Origin of the sequence: Flavobacterium phragmitis (genome assembly GCF_900112575.1) — a bacterium.
GTDB classification, from domain to species: domain Bacteria; phylum Bacteroidota; class Bacteroidia; order Flavobacteriales; family Flavobacteriaceae; genus Flavobacterium; species Flavobacterium phragmitis.
The window spans coordinates 20,685-42,762 of the sequence record NZ_FOMH01000021.1 but is presented as its reverse complement, the minus strand read 5'-3'; the positions used below and the strand labels follow the sequence as shown (position 1 = coordinate 42,762).

The following is a 22,078-nucleotide window of genomic DNA, read 5'->3' as shown; positions in this document are numbered from 1 at the left end:
AATATTTAATGTCCGCTTTTTCGAATACTGATACTCAATTATCAAACATTATAAATAGTAATAAAGAGGCTGTTATTTGATACAGCCTCTTTAAATAATTTTTAGAATCCTAGATTATATACTGCCAGTTTATCATTTGTCGCAAGGAAAGCAACATGAAGCTTGCCATTGATTACAGCAAAATCAGCATCAACCGTTCTGTTAGCATTCGTAGCTACAGTGGTTGAAACAATGTTCATAATTGGATTATCTAATGTAGATTGCGAAGAATCAGTAATGTCAAACATTCTGAAAATTGCTTTATTGTCTCCAGGAATTATAACTGTTGCCAAGTATTTACGCCCTTTGTATGTAAAAACTCTACCATCTGAAGTTGGTATTCCGTTAACTTTTGCACTTTCAACCATTGAACTGCTCAACAAGTTTATCCCATTAAAATTAGTTCCTGAAGCTATACCTACAAATCCAGCATCATTTGGCTCTATACTATAATAATAACCTGTTCCAGTATAATTATAAGCCTTAATTGTAGGTGTTGGATTTAAAACCCCGCTAGTTACAGTCCAAACCAGTACATCTGTTTTTTGAGCCATACCCACAGTAATTACTGCATCTCCGTCTAACGATCCTGAGATATTAATTCCGGCAGCTCTTGGGCCGTAAGTTAATCCAAGTGAAGTGCCTGTATAGTTAATATAAGCTTGCGGAGCTGTATCATCTTTAGAATTCCATTTGAAAATTTTTAAAGCAGTAGTTGCAGCAGCACCAGCACCTAATTGTACACCTAAAATTTTACCGTTTGCATCAGTAGCCATTTTACGAATACCAGTTACTGCACCGTTATCAAAATTTGTACCTGCTTTAGATAATCCATTTACAAAATTACCGCTTAAATCATAGGCATTAATACCATAAGTCAGAGTAGCCCCAGTTGCCATAGAATGTGAAGTTACTAATACAGACCCATTTGAAAAGGCTGCAGAAGAACCTGCATCTGCAGCTAATTGCAGTTGTGCTTGTGTTCTGGCGAAAACTAATGTTGGATCAATAAGTGCATTTTTCACTGTAAACTCAGTTTCCACACCATTAGTTCCTGTGATTTTCACTTTAAATCCTTGCAGCATATCAATATTAGCTCCTGTAAAAGCTGGATCAATAGTACATCCGTAACCAGGATTAATTTGTACAGTTGCTGCTTTTAAATTTGTCAATGAAGGTAAAACAGGTTGCACAATATTCTTGGCAGCATCTACAATAACCATTTGAGTAGTTAAAATATCATTGATAACCATTGATTGAATTGTAGCCGGACCAACAGGATCTGATGTAAAAATCACATCGTAATAATATTTAGTAACACCATCAGCACCTAAAACTTCCATTTTAAATGGTGGTTTATTTGGCAATGCGATTGTATAATCCTTTGTACTTCCATTGGTATAATTAGTCATTGTTCCGTTTACCCATGTGTAGTTAACCGTCAAATTTGACACATTTGTACCTAATGGAATCTCCACAATAATTGTCGTTTTTCCAAAATGTACCTTCTCCTGAGGAATAGTCATACCAACCACTTCTAGATAATTCAATTTTGGCGGTGACTGTACAATTAATTTCCATTTTGATACATTTCCGTCCTCACCTTTTACTGTAACATCTATTGGTTTTGTAAAATCGTGTGGCACATTATTTTCAAAATCAGTTAACGAACCATTCGCAACCAAAACCTCTGTTTTAATAGCGGTAAGAGGAAGTCCTGGTTTTAAAACCACTTTGATTTCATTTGAACCGTCAATTGTAGAAGTATACAATGTTCCATCCAATTTAAGAGCGACAATTTTTGCGCCTTCAAAAGCACGATTGTCAACTTTATCTGCTTCACAAGACGAAAAAAGCAGTATCCCTATAAATAAGCACACTAACATGCTTATACTATTTTTTGTTTTTAAAATCATACTAATTAATTTTTTATTGTCTGTATTCCTTTGATTTGATCTAAAAATTCGGGCCAGTTAATGTAACATAAATCAAAAATCATAAGCCCTGAAGAATTTTTAAATGCCGATTTAATAGCGATTCTTCTTTCACTATCATTCAAATCTGGTAAACTTAATGAGGCAGATACCGGTATTTTTCCATCTAACAAAATATTTCCTAAAGTCACATATTTTGCTATCTCTTTATCTGTTTTATAGTAAGTCCCAATCATTATAAAATCTAAATTATCTACATAGCTAGTTTTTGAATATTCAGCTGAATAGAACTTTGACTCTGGAAATCCTAATACAGGATTGTACTTAAATGTACTGCTAGCCCAGTTTACGCCATTTTGATAATAGGTTTCATACCAAGAACCAACATAAGCTGCCAACTGAAGATTAGGTTTTGCCGAAGCTTTATATTCATTAACTACCTTTCTTACTTTAGAAGCAAAATCTTTGATCAATGTACTTCTGAAAGTAATCCAATCTATAAAATGTTTACCCTCAACCATCTTACCTTCACTATCAATACTAAAGGCATCATTTGGAAAATTATCTAGTTTTTTGCCTTTTTGTTTAAGATATTCTGCAAATTTATTTTTTGACAATTCGCTAAAATCAGCATAAAAATTATCAAAACGGGTTCTGTCCAAAACGATGCCATCTACTGCATAATTATCCAAAACTTCTTTTACACGCAAAAGCTGAAAATCGACTACCTCAGGATTTGCAGGATTAACAAATGCCAATGCAACACGTTTTCCTTGTTTGGCTTCCTGACCTACTTTAGATTCTGAAATTTTTAAAATCTGACCTTTGTCCTCTGGACGCTGTACCATTTCTTCCCATTCAGGATGTGACTTTAAAACCGCATAATCTTGAGTAGTTACATTCCCTTCCGTAAAGAAATTAAAACTCACAAACATCTTAAATCCGCTCTTTTTTGCTCCATCTGTCAATTCACCAAGCAAATCAAACCCATCATCTGCAATCTTTTTATTCGGGTTTGAAGTATTGGTAAAATAAGGACTGTGCGACAAATTGTTTTTTCTGTACGAAACATAACCTTCCGGGCCTTTTACATCTAAAACCAAATGTGTGAACCCAGCAATTTTAGCGTTTTTCAACATTGAATCAACAGCTACACGATTCGTCAACACCTTTGCATTAGGAAATTGTTCAATCCACAACACTTTAATTTTCGACTCCGCTGCATCTTTATCTTTACAAAAAACAACCAGATTTTCCTCGCTTATTTTTTGCGAATTCTCTAAAAGAACAATATTGATGTAATTAACTCCTTTTTGCAGTTTGCAATTTAGAGTCAACTTATTTTGAATAGCCTTTTGTCCATTTTGATTGGAAACAACAACCTGATACTTATTTCCTGCACTCTTATTGATCAATTCACAATTCACAATAAACTGCTTTTCATAAACAGTAGTAAATTTGTCACGATCAATTTTAAGTTGCGCCGACTGATGACCCAAAATCTCTTTCAAGTTTGAGATGTTACCGTTTTTTCTAAGTTTGACAACATCCTTCTTTTTAAAATGACTCTTGAAAAAAGATTCTGCCGCTGCATTTTTTGATACTTGTACCGCCACTAAATAATTTCCATCTGTTATTTTAGAGCAATCTATTAGCTGATTGACAAAAACATCAATCACCAGATTATTTTTGTCAATTAAAACTCCAGTTATAGGAAAATCAAGTTTTGAATCTGTCGTTTTGATGAAAACTTTGTCATCAAACTGATTCACACTTTCCACACTCAATTCGTTCCCTCTTACCACTAATGTTGGATCAGAGCTCGCGGCCTCAAGAGTAATTTTATCAGATTGGGCAAAAAGCCCAACCTGACAAAATAAAAAGAATAAATAAACCAAACTATTCTTCACTGTGTTTTTTGTTTTACGATTATTGTCCATATCCATCATTTTGAGAAAGCCATGGTGCTTTATTTCTTTCTGTTTGCGGGATTGGCCATAAATAGTATTTGTCTTTCCAGTTATTAGGTCTGTCTGCATCTCTTTGGCGTAGTTTGCTTCCGTATGCAGCATAAAGTGCTAAATCGTTCAAATCTCTGGCAGATCCAGCACCTCCATAGGTTGGAACCATATCTGGAGTTACCTGAGTATAACCGTCAGGATAAGTACCTGGATTATTACCCGAAGCAGGAATTACGCCAGTTGCCAATGGAAATCCATACGTTTTTTCGGCATTTTCTAAAGCTCCAGTCCTCCAACGTCTCATATCAAAAAAGTGCAAACCCGTTTCTCTTGCCAATTCTACTTTACGTTCTCTGCGCACCAATTGTCTAAGTCTTACAGGATCTGATGATGTTGTTCCAGGCATATTGACTCTGCTTCTTACTTCATTGATAGCACTATTAACTGTACCGTCAATTTGATTTAATTCAATTTTTGCTTCGGCATAGATCAATAAAATTTCAGCATAACGCATCATTAAAATATTATAAGATGGCTCAGAAACAATCTCGTCATTAAAATAATTGTATTTTCTCCATAAATATCCCACACCGCTTTGAATGTAACCATATTGTGCTACAGAGCCAGTATAATCTAGATTTGAAATCGATGTTGAATTACCAGCAGCATCAAATGATAAAGTTGTTGGTTTATACAATTCCATTAAGATATTTTGTTTAACTCCTCCAGAACTTGCAATAATGTGATCTTGATGTGTATAAATGGTAAGTTTTAAACGAGGATCTCGATTTAGAAATGGCTTTTTAGGATCATACCCTGAACCTGCTTCATCAATTCTTTTTCCATTAGCCATTTCATAGGTATCTACCAGCAACTGTGTTGGAAATCTACCAGATTGACCACCAACGGTTCTAGCAATTTCTCCAAAAGATTGATAATGTGTCTTTTTTGATGCCTGATCTGAGTAAGCCAGTGCAAAAATATTTTCCTTTTTCGCAGCTGGCGTCAACTGACCCGCTCTTGTAAATAAATCATCAAAGTTTGGATCCAATGCTCTGCCAGATTCTGCCATAATACGTTTTGCTGTCTGAGCTGCAATATCAAAATAAACAGCTGCTTTAGCAGGATCTTTCACTCCTTTCTCTCCAAAACCTTCTTTACACCAAGATCCAGCATACAAAGCCATTCTAGCTTTTAATCCTAGAGCATATGATCTGTCAATTCTTCCAAACTCATCAGCCTGCCATGGTAATTGTGTACTAGCTTCTTCTAAATCATTCAATAAATAATCGACAATTTCTGTCCAAGGCGTTCTGGCAATTGCTTTTTGTTCTTCTGGCGTAACCGATTTGGTAAAAAATGGAACATCTCCGTACAATGCTGTTAAATAGTGATAATGAGTGGCTCTAATAACCTTTACCTCAGCAATATATTGTTTGGCTTTATCACTTAAGCTATTAATGTAAGGAGCAGATCCCTCCAAAACAGTATTGGCTCTTGCTACACCTTTGTAAAAATTGGCCCATTGTGATTCTACTACAAAATTGCTTTCAAGAACAATATTGTTCACACCGATTGAACTATTATCAGCTCGCTCGATACCCATTGGCGTGTACATATCATACAAAGTAAAAAAAGGTAGCTGGCTTGACTCCATATACAAACCTTGGTAAGCACCATTAGCTCCTTGTTTTATTGCCGCTTCATTATTATAAAAGTTAGATGACAAATAATCACTTAAAGGCTCTTTGTCAAGATAATCATCACAAGATCCAAACCCGATAACAAGGGCTAATCCTACTATTGTTTTTCTGATTAAGTTCATTTTGTTAAAATTTTAAATTAGCACCAAATGTTACCGTCTGCATAATTGGATAAAACTCTCCTCCTAGACTTCCTCCATAATTTACCTCAGGATCGTATCCGGAAACGAAATGACTTAATGTCCATAAATTTTGTCCGCTTACATAAAGACGAAGACCGTCAACATGCGCTTTTTCTAAGAATGATTTTGGAAGACTATATCCTAAAACAACATTTTTTAATCTTAAATAAGCTCCATTTTTAACCCATTTATCAGAAGTAACAAAGTTATCTGCCGAATTAGCTTCTGGAACTAAAATAGGATATGCAGCATCTTGATTGTCTGGTGTCCAAGAATCTAATTGGTGTGTAAATAAGTTTGATCCGTTTGCAAACGGTTTTACTCCAATGCCACTCATTAAAACCTTTCTTTCTCCAACTCCTTGGAAAAAGCAAGTAAGATCGAAGTTTTTGTAGTTTGCTGTAAGATTTAAACTATACTCATAATGAGGAAAAGGATCTCCTAAATATACTTTATCACTTTCTGTAATTTGATTTGGATTCAAACCACTCTGATCCATTTTTACATATTTTACATAGCCTGGCTTAGCAGAACTCGATAATTTTGGAGAGTTGGCAACATCTGCCGCGTCAACATAATATCCATCTGTTTTATAGCCCCAAATTCCACCTCTTGGATATCCTACAGTTATTGACCTGTCTGAATACTGACCATACAATCTAGTAATTTCGTTTTCATTATTACTAAGTGCTGCAGTTATACTATAATTGAACTCTCCTATTTTGTTTTTGTAACTAAGAGTCGTTTCCCAACCTTTATTACGCATGTCTCCAGCATTGCTATATGTAGCATTAAGTCCTACATAATAAGGCACAGGGTAAACCATAAGCATATCATAAACATCTTTTATATAATAATCAAGTGTAGCAGAAAGCTTTCTTTTGAAAAAAGTGGCATCTAAACCAAAATTGGTTTGTCTTGATTTTTCCCATGTAATATTTGGATTCGACAATGTCGTTTGTGCTACTCCAGGTGCTAATTGTTTATCAATCCAATAACTATAACCTGTATCAATTGTAGAAGCATAAGGATAATTCCCAATGTCCTGATTTCCTAGAGTTCCTACAGATGCTCTTAATTTAAAATCACTAACATAATCTAAAATTGGCTCCATGAATTTTTCTTTGCTTACTACCCATCCAACAGAGAACGAAGGGAAAAATCCCCACTTTAAACCATCTGAAAAACGTGAAGATCCGTCATAACGACCACTTGTTTCAAAAAGGTATTTACCAGCATAGTTATAATTAAATCTTCCATAAAAAGAAGACATAGACCATTCACTCGCGCCTCCATATACGGTTGGAGTTCCTGTTCCATTACTTAAATAATATCTTTCTAATTCAAAACTGTTTCTAGCTGCACTAAAATCTCTAGCTTCATTATTTTCACTTTGTGTACCAATCATCAATTTAGTTTCGTGTTCTCCAAACTTTTTAGAATAAGAAGCTTGAGCTCTAAAATAATTTCTCACATTTTCAGTATAAGATTCTGATACTGTTGCTTCTTTAGATGGGTAATATCCTTGGAAAAGTCCTTTCAATGAAGTTGCGTATGGTGTCATAATATAGGTACCTCTCGCATCTGTTTTTCTATAGCTGTATTGCCCCAATATTTCCAAGTCTTTTACCGGCGTAGCAATTAAAGTAGCATTTAATAATATTTCTGGTCTAATCATAGTATTTCGACCAGAAGCCTCAGCATTCGCAACTGGGTTGTCTCCATTTTTTCCATATCCCCAATTGCCATCTAATTCTTTAACTGCAGAAAGTGTTGGAAGCATATACAAAGCCTTATTAATAATGCCTTTTGGAGTTGAAATTCCAGGTGTTATTTGTGTGGATGTTCTGTATGAAAACTCATTATTCAGTTTTAACCAGCTGTTAATATTAGCATCAGTGTTTAATCTAATATTCATTCGTTTAAAATTATTGTTGGCAATTAAACCTCCTTGGTGAAGAGAGGTTAATGCTCCAAAATATTTTAAATCTTTACTACCTCCAGACAAAGTAACATTATTGCTGTTCATTAAAGCACTATTTTTTATAGTAGCATCTTTCCAATCTGTATCGTATCTGTTCCAGTTATCAGGTTTGTATGCTCTTTGATCAGCAATCATTTGTTCTTTTGCTTCTCTCACTCCAGGTGCTTGCTGTAATCCTGCATTGTCAGCGGCATTCAGTTCAGACTGCAGATAATCTGCAGCTTTGACTACTTTTGGCATGTTAACAGGGGTTTGGATAGTGGTGTAAGAATCAAAAACCAATCTCATTTTTCCTTCTTTACCTCTTTTTGTCGTAATCAGGATAACTCCATTTGAAGCTCTTGAACCATAGATCGAAGCAGAAGCGGCATCTTTTAATACAGAAACAGATTCTACTGTATTCATATCAACTTGATTCATATCCATTTCAATTCCATCTACTAAAACTAACGGAAACGTATTTGAATTTACAGAACCAATACCTCTAATTCTAATGTTGGCACCATCTGAACCTGGTTCTCCGGAAGTTTGTTGCACCGTCACACCGGCAATAGTCCCTTGTAACGCTGTAGACAAAGAAGCGACAGCTCTTTTATTAAGATCTGCTCCTTTAACAATTCCAAGAGCACCAGTTACCGTTTCCTTTTTCTGAGTTCCATAACCTACAACGACAACTTCCTGCATTTGATTTGCAATGGTTTCCATTTGTACTTTTACAGTATTTTTCCCTGTTATGTCAACAGTCATGTCTTTGTGTCCCATGTAGCTGACCTTTATCGCGTTTTTGCCAGCCGGGACATTAATTTGAAAATTTCCATCAAAATCCGTTGAAACTCCTTCCTTTGATCCCTCAACAACAATATTAGCTCCAATCAGCGGCATACCGTCAGGGTCAATAACAGATCCTTTTAATTGTCTTGATTGTGCCTGTATTGCTACTGAAGCCAAACAAAACAATAAAAAAAACATCATTTTTTTCATAGTTACATAATTTAAATTGGTTAGTTAATTTTTTTTATTTTAAGGTTGTCCACAATTCGTACAGCCCTCGTGGAACGTGAAAACATCCTTTCCATTTTCCTCCTTTTGCTTCAAGGAGCGGTTGGCCTTCTCTGGTCAAATAACCAAACCATTCTCCTTTGTACTCTTCATCTCTAAAGTGATTCCATGTATAATCGTGTAATTTTATAAACCATTCTTTAGATTTTTCATTTCCTGTTAGTTTGTATGCTTTCGCGAAAGAAATCATGGTTTCAATATGCACCCACCATAATTTTTGATTCCATTGCAGTTCTTGTGTTGGATGGCCCTTTATATCTAAGAAATAATAGATCCCTCCAAATTCTTTATCCCATCCAAATTCTGTTGTTTTGATTAAAATCTCTTCACACTGTTTAATCAGCTCTGGTTTATTGTATCTAGTCGCAATATCTATCAAGAACCACATCGATTCATTTCCGTGTCCCGGATTAATAATTCTTCCTTCAAAACTGTCACAAAAAGCACCATTTGCCCCTACGTTTTCCATGATGATGCCATGTTCTTTGTTCAAGAAATTGGTCATAATATCTTCGATAAGCGGTGGCACCATTTCGTCTACGACTTCTTTACCAATTACTTCTTCCAGCAATAGTGACAGGTTACATAAAATCATCGGTAGTGAAAAGTTTTTCAATTCTCTGGTACCGCTGTATACTTTACTCCACTTCCCTTTTGGGTTATTTTGTCTTGAAAGAATGTTGTTATAAGTATTGACAGCAACCTCTTTGTGTAAATCGTCATTTGTTGCTTTATATAATTCGCCAAAAGCCATTGCAGCGAAGCAGTCCGAGAATATGTTATAGGGAACGACTAAAGGCTCTCCTTTTTGGTTTAAAGAAAAATACCAATTGCCCTCTTCATCTCTTCCGTTTTCCAATAAAAATTTTGCTCCATGAAGCGCTATATCAAGCCATTCCTCTTTTTTTTCTACTTTATTATACAGCATAGAAAAAGTCCATACTTGTCTTCCCTGCAACCAGATAAATTTGTCAGTATCGTAAACGTTACCTTGTCTGTCCAGACAAGTAAAATAACCGCCGTATTGATTATCAATAGAATATTTTTCCCAAAAAGGAATGACTTCTTTCAATAATTCGTCTTTGTACAAGTCTGCATATTGGTGCAAATCAGCATTTTGAAGCTGCTCTAATTTGATATCTTTTTTAGTTTCTAACATTTACTCTATATTTTTTTAGTTTAGCTATTCTTAATCAATGTATTTTTTTAAAATGGACGCCCATAACAGGTAACCAGGTCCCAAAAGATGCAATCCGTCGTTGGTATATGATTTGCTCAGCTTTCCATTCTCATCCAAAAAATGTGGAAAAAGATTAATAAACCCGGTATTATTCTCCTTCGCCAATTTTTCTAATTCTATATTGACCTCTTTTATAATGGACATTTTCCCTTGATGATTTTTGAATGTATCAAACTCATCATTCGTAGGTAAAATGCTTTGAATGTAAATTTTCGTTCTAGGGCTATCATTTTTCAGTCTTGATACTATTCCTTGATAATTCTTGAGGATTATTTCGGAACTTATCTTTTGGGCTATGTCATTAATTCCTATCAGGATAAATATTTTTTTAGGTTTACGCCTTATGATTTCATCCATTCTGTCTAAAACTCCCAATGTTATGTCTCCCGAAATCCCTCTGTTTTTGACATTTTGGTTTGAAAAAATTTCATCCCAATTGGCACAATTCGTTAAACTGTCTCCTAACAAAATGATTTCATTTTTACCTGCAGGCATTGTCTCAAAAAATGAACGTCTTTGATCATAGAAATAATTATGAAAAACCTGAGTGTTCTCCTGAGCGTAAAGTCCCATGAAAAGAGTCGAAAAGAAAAAACAAAGAACCTTAAACATCTTACTTCTTTTTAGTTTTAGTATTTCCTGAAAAATCAATTTCAGTTTCAAACGGATGCAGATTTTCTTCAATTAAAACTGCCAAATCTCTTTTGTTTATTGGCTTTGCCGAAAAATTTCCTTTTTGAATTTTGGCACCTGCTTTTATTAAAAGATTAACTGCTTCTTGTTCTGTAAGAAGCGCTGTGTTTTTAACAATCTTATTTTTTTTATCAAACTGATTTAGGCCTTCTGTAAATTCCTGAACCGAAATATTTTGTTCCGGATAAAACCAAGTTCTGTTAGCCCACTGATAGCTTTCGCCTTTTGTTTTTAATATTCCCGTTGCTGTAACTTTCTGAATAGTTTCAAAAGCTGGGTCGGTCGGTTTTACATCGAAAAGTGGCATGATGTACGCTTTTTGATCTAATAAAGATTGCTGTACACTTCTAACAGAAACATTGCGGACATCTTGATTTTTGTTAGCAGCCAAAGCGGCTAAAGTTCCTGCTGCCTGTCCAGTTAAAAGTACTATAGGCTGTAATCTTGTTGCTCCATTTATAAGATTTGAAACAGAAATAGCTTTGTCTGAAACAATAAAACCATCCACTTTTTCTGGAATCAAAGCTCCTAAAGGAATATTATAAGACGGCACAGGCGGAAAACCTACATGCGGAGCAGCTGGATTTTTATCATGATGATGATCTACAGGATAATCCCCAACTGAAATTCCTGTTTTATATAAAGCTTGTTTTTGATTGTAAGGATCTGCAACATGATTATAGGTTAAAAAAGAAACTCCTTTTAATCTACGGCCTTCTCTGTGATACGGCGCATATGCCAATAAATCTGATGTTGCAAATTCATCATCTGCTAAGCCCAAATTTTTATAACCAAGCTCTTTTTGAATGTAATAAACAAACTGCAAAGTAAAATTTCTTGCTTTCAGAAGTTCTTTGTTTCGCTCTTCTCTAGACATTTCGATAACGTTCAAATAAACATCGTTTCCTTTTTTAGGCCAATTGATCATGTATTTGTTGTTAGGCAATTTTCCGTAAGTCAACATTTTATCACAATCAATTTGTTTGTTATCAACTGTTTCTGCACAAGAACCTTCAAAATGACTGGCATCATAATTTTCAGGTTTAGCGATTGTTTTGTCAGTACCAGCTCCAAAATCTTTTAGTACAGCAACCCAAGTTAAATCCTGAACAATATTATTTGCTTTTAGAGGTGCATTTGCTTCTTTAGTTTCCGCTCTGGAATCCATACCCAATCGATAGGCAGTTCCTGCCATTTTAAGGCTTTCGCCAATGTCGGTCGCATCGATTGTAACCTTGGCAGTAACCTCTAAAACCTCATTTTTATCATTTTTAAAAGTAGCACCAACCACTTTATTTCCAGATTTTTTAATCGATTCGATATAAAATCCATGAATAATTTCAAGCTTTTTCTCTTTTGCTACTATTTGATTGAAAATCTTATTTCCTACAGATGGTTCAAAAAGCGTATTGCTTACCCAGCCCGTTTCAAGTGCTGCTGCGCCTCCGTAATAATCTCTAAGTGCACCTCTGAATTCGTTCCAGATTCCAGAATCTAAATTATGATTGCCATCACAAGCGCCCACTCCTTGCGAAGTAAACATGCCACCTATCCATGGAGACTCTTCGACAATCAAAGTATTGGCTCCCAATCTGGAAGATGCAATACCAGCAGAAGTTCCGCTGGTAGAGCCTCCAATTACTAAAACGTCAACCGTTTTTTTGGTGATATTCTGAGAATACCCATAACAAAATAAAAAAAATGCGATTATTTGAATTTTCATAATATATAATATTTTAATAGCAAGATGGAATCATTTAGGTTCTCCAAAATATTTTCTTTCTAGAGAAAAAGATCGTTATCAAAACCGCTAATACAGTGAGTATAAAACCTCTCAAAAATCCTGTAAAAGCATTTTCATTAAATACGTCAAAATAATCTGTAACCGTTAGAATAGTCAAAATAGGCATTACAAACATTGAGGTAGTGACATAGGCAATCATTGGGTTCTGACCTGTTAAAACCAAAAATTTAGTAGCTCTAATGCATTTGAAATAATCACAAATCACAGAGAAAAATAGTACTGCAAAAAAAGCCAGTCCAGATGTTACAAAATAATAACTGTAGGTTGAAGAATCTTTTCGTATTCCACCTTCATAAGCTTCAAGAAACAATCCAAGCAATAAACAGTAAGCTCCCGCTAAAAAAAGTTTTTTCCAAAAAACACTAAATTCGAAAGTATCTGATTTTAAAATAAAATAATTTAAAACCAATAAGACTAAAGTAACTCCAAGATTGACTTCTAATTGACGCGTAAATAAAAAGTAAACATTACTTACAATGACTGCCAAAGAAAGTAAACTTGCCGAAATTGCTAATCTATCATTTTGTCTTACTTCATTTTGGGGAGCAACTGTCCACTCCTTTATGTATTCTCCGGCAAGAGTTCCTGGAATTACAATGAAAAAATATTTCAAATAGTAGAACTTATAAGCCCATGCAAACGGAGTAAAATCATACAATTGTTTTACCCAACCCTGATTTTGACTTGCTAAAAAAACAGCCATGATAAATGGCAACACCAATACTCTATAAACTGTTTTTTTGAATGTAAAAATATAAATAACACTGGCTAAAAAAGCCATATCAGCAAGAACAATTAAGATAATATCGCTATAATAAATATCAAAATTATGATTTTCTTTTCCTTGATAATCAAGTGAAAACATTAACGCAAAACCTAGAACGAAAGCAATAGTTTTAGCTATTAAAGAAATTTCTTTTGGTTTTTTAAAATATTTTGAAAATGGAAAATCTGTCATAAACATCGCAAACATCAAGGCATAAGAAGCTAAAGAAATAAGGCAGGCTTTAACATCAACTGGACTGCTAATGACAAATGGTCTCATATGCATAAAGAAAACAGCAAAAAAGACTAATTTCAAACCTCTAAAAAATGAACTTAAGCATAACTTCCATTTATTCGCACCATTCTCTAATTTGCCTCCCAAAGCAAAAGGAAATGCAGCACCCATCGAAAATAAAAAGAAAGGAAAAACAAGATCTACCCAAGTTATTCCGTAGATATTTGGATTAAAAGATGAATTGGGCGGCACTTGAGCGTGCGCCATCCAAGCTGGTAAATGCGTAAGGATAATTTGTCCTGAAAGAATCATTGCAATAATTGCAAATCCTCTTAAAGCATCAATAGACAAGGCTCTTGTTTTCATATCCAGATTCTAATTAATTATTTTTTAGACAATACTATACCTGTCGTTGTAACAACGACCTGTTTTTGTGGTATTTTTTTTAATCTATTTTTTTTTGTATTCCTTAGAAAAATAGTCTGGGAAGGCTTTCAGTCCTTCATAAAAAAAGAAGGATTCCCCTTTTACACCAAGCTTTCTGTTGGTTTCAATCATCTGTTTCAAAAAATCGAGTTTGGGGTTTACTCCATTTACTTGAAGGAGGACTCCTGAAAAGAATTTATCCTTCTGATTTTTATTGAGAAATTTTATCTGGTCTTCTAATGTAGTGGTATAACTTTCAATTGTTTTTCTGTAAACCTGAGGAATTACATAATCGCAGTAGCCCTTGTTTAGCCATGTTGGCCAATCCTGCAAATATTCTTCTTTTGCCCAAGGATGAATACTCGGAGCCATACTCACGATCAATTTAGGTTTGATTGCTTTTAGCTCTTTATAAAGTTCTCCTAGAAAAACAGTTAATTTATCAGCTCGCCAAGTAAGCCAGTCCGCATCTTTATAATCATCTGGAGGAAGATTTCCGTTATGTTCTTGTTTGTATAAAGCTACCGTATAAGGGTCATAACCTCCAAGCGAAGGCATTGCCGGCAAACGGTCATCTCCTTGAATACCGTCAACATTATAATTTTTAACAACCTCGACAATTAATGATTTTACAAAATTCTGAACTTCTGGATCCATAGCATTCATCCATTCAAAACCGTTTTTTGTAACAAGGTTTCCTTTATTATCAATTGCTTTCCAGTTTGGAAACTTTTTCAGGATTGCTCCTCCATTTTCTCCATAAGAAGAAGCAAAACCAAACTCAAACCATGCGTGTACTTTTATTTTTACTTTATGTCCTGCATCTATCATTTCTTGTAATGGATCACGATCACCAAAACGTTCCATTATAGGTTTTCCAAATAAGTCTTTCATTATCTTACTTGGATATAAAGTGGTTCCTCTATTCCAAACCACAACATAAATATCTGTAATACCTGATTTTTTGCAAAGCGCAACTGTTTCAATAATACTTTCTTTAGAATCTAAAGCTTTTGACGCAACATTAGTTACCCATACTCCTTTAATTGGAGTTTTATCATTAACCGATTTTGGAGTGCCTGCACAGCAAAAAAGTGAAAATAACAAAATAGGTATCCAGGTTATTTTTAAGATATTATACATTGGTTTTGTTTTTTTGGTTACAGCAAATATATAAAATTTTATTAACCATAACTTAGTTATTAAATTTTTTTATTAATGAATTATTAAAAAATTTTAATAAATATTTACCATATTGGAGAAATCCTTAGCAAATACGGTACATGGACACAAAAAAAAATATTTTAAATATTTTCAGTTTTTTAAGGATATTTTTCAGAGTAATGACTTAATTCGGATAAAAAATCTTTATATCAATTTTAAATCAAGACAAAAAAGGAGAATAATTAGCAATTTTAAAATGAGAAGCAGATTTATGTAATTATCAGCAGACACTAAAAAAACAAAATCTATTCTTAAAATTTTAAAAACTTTTAGTTTTAAAAAAGAAGACTTTTAATACTCCTGAGAGGGAATAAAAAAACTCTATAAAATAAATTATAGAGTTTTGAAGAAATTTATATTGGAAAAAATACTTATTTAAAAAAAGGTGAAAGCATCTTTTCCTTTACAATACAGCAGGCACCAATAACACCTACACGATGCCCTAAAGTTGATTTTTTTAATTTCATATCTCGATTTACCAAACCTAGAGAATGTTTCTTAAGTGCTGATTGAATCGGTAAAAGCGCAAAATCGCCCAATTGAGAGAAGTCTCCACCAATTACAAGCAGATCCGGATTGAATATATTCAGTAAAATAGACAGATAACGCCCCATTTTTTCGCTTTGTCTGGTCACTAATTCTATACATAAACTATCTTCCAGATTAATAGCACCCGAGATTATATCCAAATGCTGGAGATCTTCATTTTCATTCAATTCAATTTTAGAATGTTTTCCTTCTTTCAGGGCTTCTTTAAATTGCCGAACCAAAGACCAACCAGAAATTTCTGTTTCAAGACAACCCAGTTTACCGCATTGACAAATAATCTCATTTTCAAAAAGAGTACTGTGTCCAAACTCCCCAGAATATCCTGATTTTCCATAATAAAGTTTACCATCGGTCATAATACCAATGGCTACTCCCCAGCTGTAGTTTAAGAAAATTATATTCTGCTCATCATCTACAACACCTTCACAGTATTCACCAAAGGCCATTGCACGAGTATCGTTTTCAAGATGAACCGGAAGTCCAAGCTGCTCTGATATAATCTCTGTAAGCGGTCTGTTTTCACTAAAGAAATAATTATAGCTAAAACCCTCCATTGAATTGATACGACCAGAAAAGTTAATACAAATCCCTACAATCAATTTTTTCTCTACAGAGCTTTCTTCAATATAATTATTTATTAAAGCGCAAAATTCCAAAAGAGATTCCTGAGAATTTTTCAATGCAAATGGAACACGTAAATCAAGGCTTATAAATTCATTTTTGATATCCTGCAATCCAATAGACATATGAGTTCTTCCGACTTCAACACCAAGAAAAAAAGCACAAGTAGGATTGATGCTATATAGTGAAGGTCTTCGTCCTCCGCTATTGGTAATTTTTCCCATATCCACAACATTACCTTCCTGCAAAAGTTCATTTACAGCCTTGGTCACAGTAGGAACACTGGATTGTAATTCAGAGCTTATTTCGGCAATTGTAGCATTTCCTGCAGAAAGTAATCTTTTCACAATTGACTGCCTCAGCATGTGCCATTTTTGCCCGGAAAGACTATTGTCTTTACTAACATCAAGTAAATCTTTTAAGTTCATTTATCTTCGATTTTACTAAATTCTTATACAAACATAATCCATTTTTAACTTAACCCTTTCTTTTTTTCACTACAAAAATCGCAATGCAATCTTACAATTTAGACTTCGATAGTTTCTAGTCCTAATATCATGATTTTTTACAACATTCAAGCAAATAAGAAAAAACAGCTTAAAAATAGTTGTTTTTTATTTTATTCAAAGATTTAAAAAAAATATAAACTAACAATGAAATACTTTTTAAATATTTTTAAAAATAAAATAAAAGATATTAATTTTTTGTTATTTTAGCCAACAACTAACTGATTGTCAAATCTATTAAATCTAACCAACCATGAAAACAAAAAAACTACTATGCTTTGTTATTACGGGATTTCTTACATATGCTTGTTCAAACGAGGAATCATTTGAAAAAACTACTGTTGAAACAGCTGTTCAGAACACACCCCATACAACAGCAAAAACACAATTAGCTTTAAATTCATTAGTTTCATCTGATTGGACTTCTGGAACTTTGTCAACTTCGATTGTACCACCTCAAAATTTAAAATATTTAAGCGGTAACCTGTCCGAAAAACCGATTTGGAAAAGTAACAATCCCGAAATTATAAAAGGGAACGGATGGTTAATGCAAAATGCAAGAGTTGATGCTAATAGAGGCGGTTCTTCAAATCCACTTTCTGGTACTTTTGGTGTTTATTTATTCCACATCAATCAATCTGGTTCTACAAAATACCTGCATGTTTTAGTTTCAAATCCACAAACTTCAGCTGTTACCATTTCTGGAAAAGGATCTACCTATACAAACGCTGAAAAACCATTAAATGGAAGTGCAACTGGACAAAGTTATTTTGTTTCCAAAGACTGGCTTCAAAACACACCTCGAACTACTTTTAGTAATGTTACAATTAATCCTTCAAAAGTTTATGAAGTTTACAAAGCAACATTAGCAAACAACAATATGGTAGATGGTTCTTATGAAATAACCGCTTCACAAGGCGTATATGTCTATACTGTTGTTACTTCAACGGGAGATATTAATGATGCTGTAACCGCTACTCAGAGTGCCGCTGCGGGAGATATTTATACAGAAAGCACTAACACTTATGGCCGAGAAGCAGGTATTTATACCGATTCTGGCTGGTCGGGTACTACAGATATTGATTTACCTACCGGCCCTGCATACATGGGATTATGTTTGAATACAAGTTCTAAATTTGCAGTAAGTGGCACTTATCTCCAAAATCAAAACGCTCCATACTCTTATAAACTAAATGGAGCCTCACAAAATACCTATGGAAACTACGGACATAAATATAGCTTAACGCTTAAACTCAACAACGCCAATAGCACTGCAAAAAATGTATCACTTACATTTGCCTCCAATTTTACATCTGGAACTAATTCACCTTCATTTACTTTTAATGGGCCTCTTTATTTAAATGGAGCTTTAAAAAACATTTACACCACTCCAACACAACCAGCACAGAATCTGGCAAACTGGAGCATTCCAGCTAATTCATTTTTCAATGCAACCATAACGTTTTATGTTCCTGGATTAATCACAACTGGACAGCAATTGATTTTAAAAACAGACTAACTAATAGCTCTATTTTTATATAATAATTATATTAAAGTTGATGAAAGGCTGTTTCAAAAGGACAGCCTCTTTTAGTAAAAGGTAATATTTTCTAAAAAACATTACCATAAACCCAAGAGGGGTTGAATATTTATAGAGTTTCAATGAGAAAATGAAAAAAAGCTCCAGAGGTGCGGAATATAGTATAGATTGCAAAAAAACATGTCGCTCTCTGGAGCTTTATATTGGAAATATTTACCCTTTCCTATAAATATGCCGCTTCTTTGAAGCTTACATAAAATGAGCTGCACCTTTGAGACATTCCTTTCTTGTTAATCTTAAAAAGAATCTTTTTAAAACTCTAACCGAAGTATTCTCTTCTGAATTTGATTTAATCTATCAGATACATTTCCTTTGACTTGAATTACTTCTAAATCAAAATCATTAATCAATTCAACTATCATATTATTTACTTCATTTCTAAGTTCTGGCAACTGGGAATTTGGGCATGAAATTCTATCGCGGTCTTCAATTGGAACAAGCACAAAAACATCAATTTTATTAATCGCGTCTTGAATTTTATTAAACACTGACTGAAAATTTACGGAATCATCAACTGCTAAAGCATACGCTAAAAGATCAATAAGACAGCGGTCGAAAATCGCATTTTTGTTGCTTCTTAAAATTTGTTTTAAGGAATAGTCTAACTGTGCCATATAATCATCTGAAGTTGGTATTTCAGAAAAAACAAAACCCATTTCCTGCATTTCAAAATAAGGCTCCGGATAAAGCTCGTAATTAGGAAATGATTCTTGCAGTTTTTCTGCTAATGTAGTCTTCCCTACTAAATGTGCTCCTAGTATTGCTATTCTCATATCATTGATATAATTAAGATCAATAAATTATTATTTCTAAATTTAACTAAAACAGCATAAATAAAACTAACATCCAAAAAAGTGTTTATTATTTTCTGAGTACATCTAAAAAGCAAAAAAGTCTATTTCGCGATGAAATAGACTCTTTGATTATTGTATATCTTTTGATTAACGTATATCGTTACTTTTTGTAGAAACCAAATCTACTGCACCATCAACTTCCTTTATTACTTCAGGATTCACGATAACAAATTCGGTTCTTCTGTTTAATTGGTGGTCTTCTTCTGAACAATTCACACCATTTGAACATTTATTGACCAATTCTGTTTCACCAAAACCTTCAGCTTTGATTCTAGCCGGATCAATTCCCTTTCTTACAATCCAGTTTTTAGTAGATCTTGCTCTTCTTGTAGACAGAGACCAGTTGTAATCATCATGTGCCCTGCTATCTGTATGTGAACCTAAATTAATTTTAAGTTTTGGATATTTCTCCATAATTCTCACTACTCGCTCAAGTTCAATCTGTGCATCAGGTCGGATAAACGACTTATCTAAATCAAAATATATTGGATTAATTTTGACCATTAGTTTACCTCTTACATAAACAAATTCACCTGAAGTTAAATCCAGATTAAGCGCGAGCTCCAAATTGGCTTCGTTTGATGAGGCAAAAGTCTTTTCGTCCATATCATAGTAATCTTTTACAGCAGTTACTTTATATGAAGAATCACAATTTACTTTAAAATTAAAAACAGCAAATTGATCTGCAATTGTGCTTTCAACTTTATCTCCTTTTGCATCATATAGAGTTACTAAAGCTCCAGGCAAAAGTGCTTGTGATTCTTTTTCACGAACAGTTCCCTGAACAAATTGTTTACATTTTGTAGCAATCGGATTAACTAATTCTTCGAAAAAGTAGATATCATCATCTCCTTTTCCACCCTCTCTGTTAGAAGAAAAGTGACCTGTTTTTTTTCCGTTTTGGAAAACTAAAGAGAAATCGTCTTTTGCACTGTTTATAGGGAAACCTAAATTAACTGCTTCTCCTACTCCTTTTTTATTTTGAATTTCTATAGCATAGATATCTAAACCGCCATTTCCATCTTTTTTACCATTTGAAGAGTAATAAAGTACATCATCAGCATCAATGTGAGGAAACATTTCACTTTTAACTGTGTTTACTTCCGGTCCTAAATTATAAGGCTCGCCATAAGTTCCATCTTTATTGATATCTACTGCCCAAATATCTGTAAGTCCCAATGAACCTGGTCTGTTTGATGTAAAATACAACTTAGTATCATTCGAATTTAATGACGGATGTCCTGTATCAAACTGATCACTGTTGAATGGCAATTTTATTATATTTTTCCAATTCCCTTCAGCATCGATATCAGCTTTATACAATTGAATTAAAACCCAGCCTTTATCATCTGTCTTATACTTTTTACTATTGTAGTTATCTCTAGAAAAATAGACTGTTTTTAAATCTTTTGTAAAGGTTACATTAGATTCATGCATCTTAGTATTCAGGTCTTTTGAAAACAATTCTGATTCTGTAAATTCGCCTGTATTGGTTATAGTTGCTTTGTACAAATCTAAAAATGGTTGCTTGTTTAAATACCATTTTTTATTTCTCGACTGTTTGGTCTTTTTTGATGACGCATATATTGCCGTGTTTTCACCATAATAGGTTACACCAAAATCAGAGTATTTAGTATTGGCTTCTATATTTTTGATATTGTAATTTTGAGAATAAACGCCAGCTCCAAATAACAATACTATAATTAAAGTAATTTTTTTCATATCTTATTTTTTATCTAGAAGAAACGAGGACTTTTTATTTTTTTCTTATACAAATCAAATAGTATCATAATCTCATGAGAACCTGAATTAAACACTCCATAATTAGAAGTCGTATAATCGTAAGCATAACCAATTCTTATACCTTCGCTTATGTTATATCCTACCATTGCACTCACTGAGTCATCTAATCTCATTGAAAGTCCAAACTCTACTTTTTCCTGCACTAATAAGTTTAAAGACAAATCAACTGAAAGAGGTGCTCCTGACGCTGCTTTTAACATGGTTGAAGGTTTCAGTTTTAGGTTTTCATCCAAATCAAACACATATCCAGAAGTAAAGAAAATGTGTGCTTTTTCTGAAGCAGACGAATAGATTCCGTTTTTCTGGTCCAAATATCTTGATTCAATAAAATTCGGCACAGATAAACCAGCATAAAAACGCTCATTATAGTACATTACACCCACACCGAAATTAGGTGCAACCTGATTTATTGGTGCGTTTAACGGATCTGGATCTACTGTCGTAAATTCTCGTATATTCAAAAAAGTTGCTCCAGCTTTAATACCAAATGCGAACTTATCTTCTTCAGAAAGATTTAAAGTATAGGAGAAATCAACGTATGCGTTGTCTTCTTTAACAGGTCCGATTTCATCGTGAATAACAGAGAATCCTAATCCCACATTTTTTCCTACAGGGCCATTGATAGACAATGTTGCCGTTTGAGGCGCACCATCAACTCCAACCCACTGTGTTCTTCCTAGGATACCGATACTTGTAAATCCTTTTGAACCTGCGTAAGCCGGATTTATAATGTTCATGTTATACATGTATTGTGTATACTGAGGATCTTGTTGAGCAAAAACAGTACTAGTGGAAAATATCAAAACAAAAAATCCAATTAGTATTTTAATTTTTTTCATAAAAATGAGTTTAATTTTTGAAAGGAGAGAAGATTTTTAACCTCTTCTCTCCTTAAA

14 protein-coding genes are annotated in these 22,078 nt (G+C 33.8%); 1 reads left to right on the top strand and 13 read right to left on the bottom strand.

The genetic code is table 11. From position 1 onward, the window contains the following. Positions 1-101 precede the first annotated feature (101 nt). The 10 genes from BM289_RS25110 to BM289_RS25065 form a co-directional block, all read right to left on the bottom strand. Positions 102-1,955, bottom strand: coding sequence for a hypothetical protein (locus BM289_RS25110; protein ID WP_167365506.1), 1,854 nt, complete (start codon positions 1,953-1,955; stop codon positions 102-104). A 5-nt stretch (positions 1,956-1,960) separates the two neighbouring features. Further along, positions 1,961-3,913: a family 10 glycosylhydrolase gene (locus BM289_RS25105; RefSeq protein ID WP_091499363.1), complete on the bottom strand. Its 1,953-nt coding sequence runs from the start codon at positions 3,911-3,913 to the stop codon at positions 1,961-1,963. Then, the gene (locus BM289_RS25100; protein ID WP_091499331.1) at positions 3,903-5,759 is read right to left on the bottom strand and encodes a RagB/SusD family nutrient uptake outer membrane protein; all 1,857 of its coding nucleotides are present in this window, start codon (positions 5,757-5,759) and stop codon (positions 3,903-3,905) included. Before BM289_RS25100 ends, BM289_RS25105 begins: the two co-directional genes overlap by 11 nt. 4 nt (positions 5,760-5,763) lie before the next feature. Continuing rightward, on the bottom strand, positions 5,764-8,784 hold the full coding sequence (locus BM289_RS25095) for a SusC/RagA family TonB-linked outer membrane protein (RefSeq protein WP_091499329.1): 3,021 nt from the start codon (positions 8,782-8,784) through the stop codon (positions 5,764-5,766). Between the two features lie 34 nt (positions 8,785-8,818). Further along, on the bottom strand, positions 8,819-10,021 hold the full coding sequence (locus BM289_RS25090; RefSeq protein ID WP_091499326.1) for a n-acyl-d-glucosamine 2-epimerase: 1,203 nt from the start codon (positions 10,019-10,021) through the stop codon (positions 8,819-8,821). Between the two features lie 30 nt (positions 10,022-10,051). Beyond that, positions 10,052-10,714 (bottom strand): GDSL-type esterase/lipase family protein, encoded by a 663-nt coding sequence (locus BM289_RS25085; protein ID WP_091499360.1) that lies wholly within the window; start codon positions 10,712-10,714, stop codon positions 10,052-10,054. 1 nt (position 10,715) lies between these two features. After that, the gene (locus BM289_RS25080; RefSeq protein ID WP_091499323.1) at positions 10,716-12,518 is read right to left on the bottom strand and encodes an FAD-dependent oxidoreductase; all 1,803 of its coding nucleotides are present in this window, start codon (positions 12,516-12,518) and stop codon (positions 10,716-10,718) included. A 34-nt stretch (positions 12,519-12,552) separates the two neighbouring features. Continuing rightward, positions 12,553-13,965, bottom strand: coding sequence for a DUF5009 domain-containing protein (locus tag BM289_RS25075; protein WP_091499321.1), 1,413 nt, complete (start codon positions 13,963-13,965; stop codon positions 12,553-12,555). Between the two features lie 84 nt (positions 13,966-14,049). After that, entirely contained in the window at positions 14,050-15,168 is a 1,119-nt protein-coding gene (locus BM289_RS25070; RefSeq protein WP_091499318.1) for a glycoside hydrolase family 10-like protein, read from the bottom strand. A 452-nt stretch (positions 15,169-15,620) separates the two neighbouring features. Further along, positions 15,621-16,847, bottom strand: a complete 1,227-nt coding sequence (locus tag BM289_RS25065) for an ROK family protein (RefSeq protein WP_091499315.1) — start codon at positions 16,845-16,847, stop codon at positions 15,621-15,623. Positions 16,848-17,178: 331 nt separating this feature from the next. On the opposite strand from BM289_RS25065, the gene BM289_RS25060 reads away from it, so the two are divergent. After that, on the top strand, positions 17,179-18,444 hold the full coding sequence (locus BM289_RS25060; protein ID WP_091499313.1) for a DUF3370 family protein: 1,266 nt from the start codon (positions 17,179-17,181) through the stop codon (positions 18,442-18,444). A 332-nt stretch (positions 18,445-18,776) separates the two neighbouring features. On the opposite strand, the gene BM289_RS25055 is transcribed toward BM289_RS25060, so the two are convergent. The 3 genes from BM289_RS25055 to BM289_RS25045 all read right to left on the bottom strand — a co-directional run bounded on the left by BM289_RS25055 (position 18,777) and on the right by BM289_RS25045 (position 22,021). Further along, on the bottom strand, positions 18,777-19,298 hold the full coding sequence (locus BM289_RS25055) for an ATP/GTP-binding protein (protein WP_091499310.1): 522 nt from the start codon (positions 19,296-19,298) through the stop codon (positions 18,777-18,779). 168 nt (positions 19,299-19,466) lie between these two features. After that, positions 19,467-21,101, bottom strand: coding sequence for an OmpA family protein (locus BM289_RS25050; protein WP_091499307.1), 1,635 nt, complete (start codon positions 21,099-21,101; stop codon positions 19,467-19,469). Positions 21,102-21,115: 14 nt separating this feature from the next. After that, positions 21,116-22,021, bottom strand: a complete 906-nt coding sequence (locus tag BM289_RS25045) for a PorP/SprF family type IX secretion system membrane protein (RefSeq protein WP_091499305.1) — start codon at positions 22,019-22,021, stop codon at positions 21,116-21,118. Positions 22,022-22,078 lie beyond the last annotated feature (57 nt).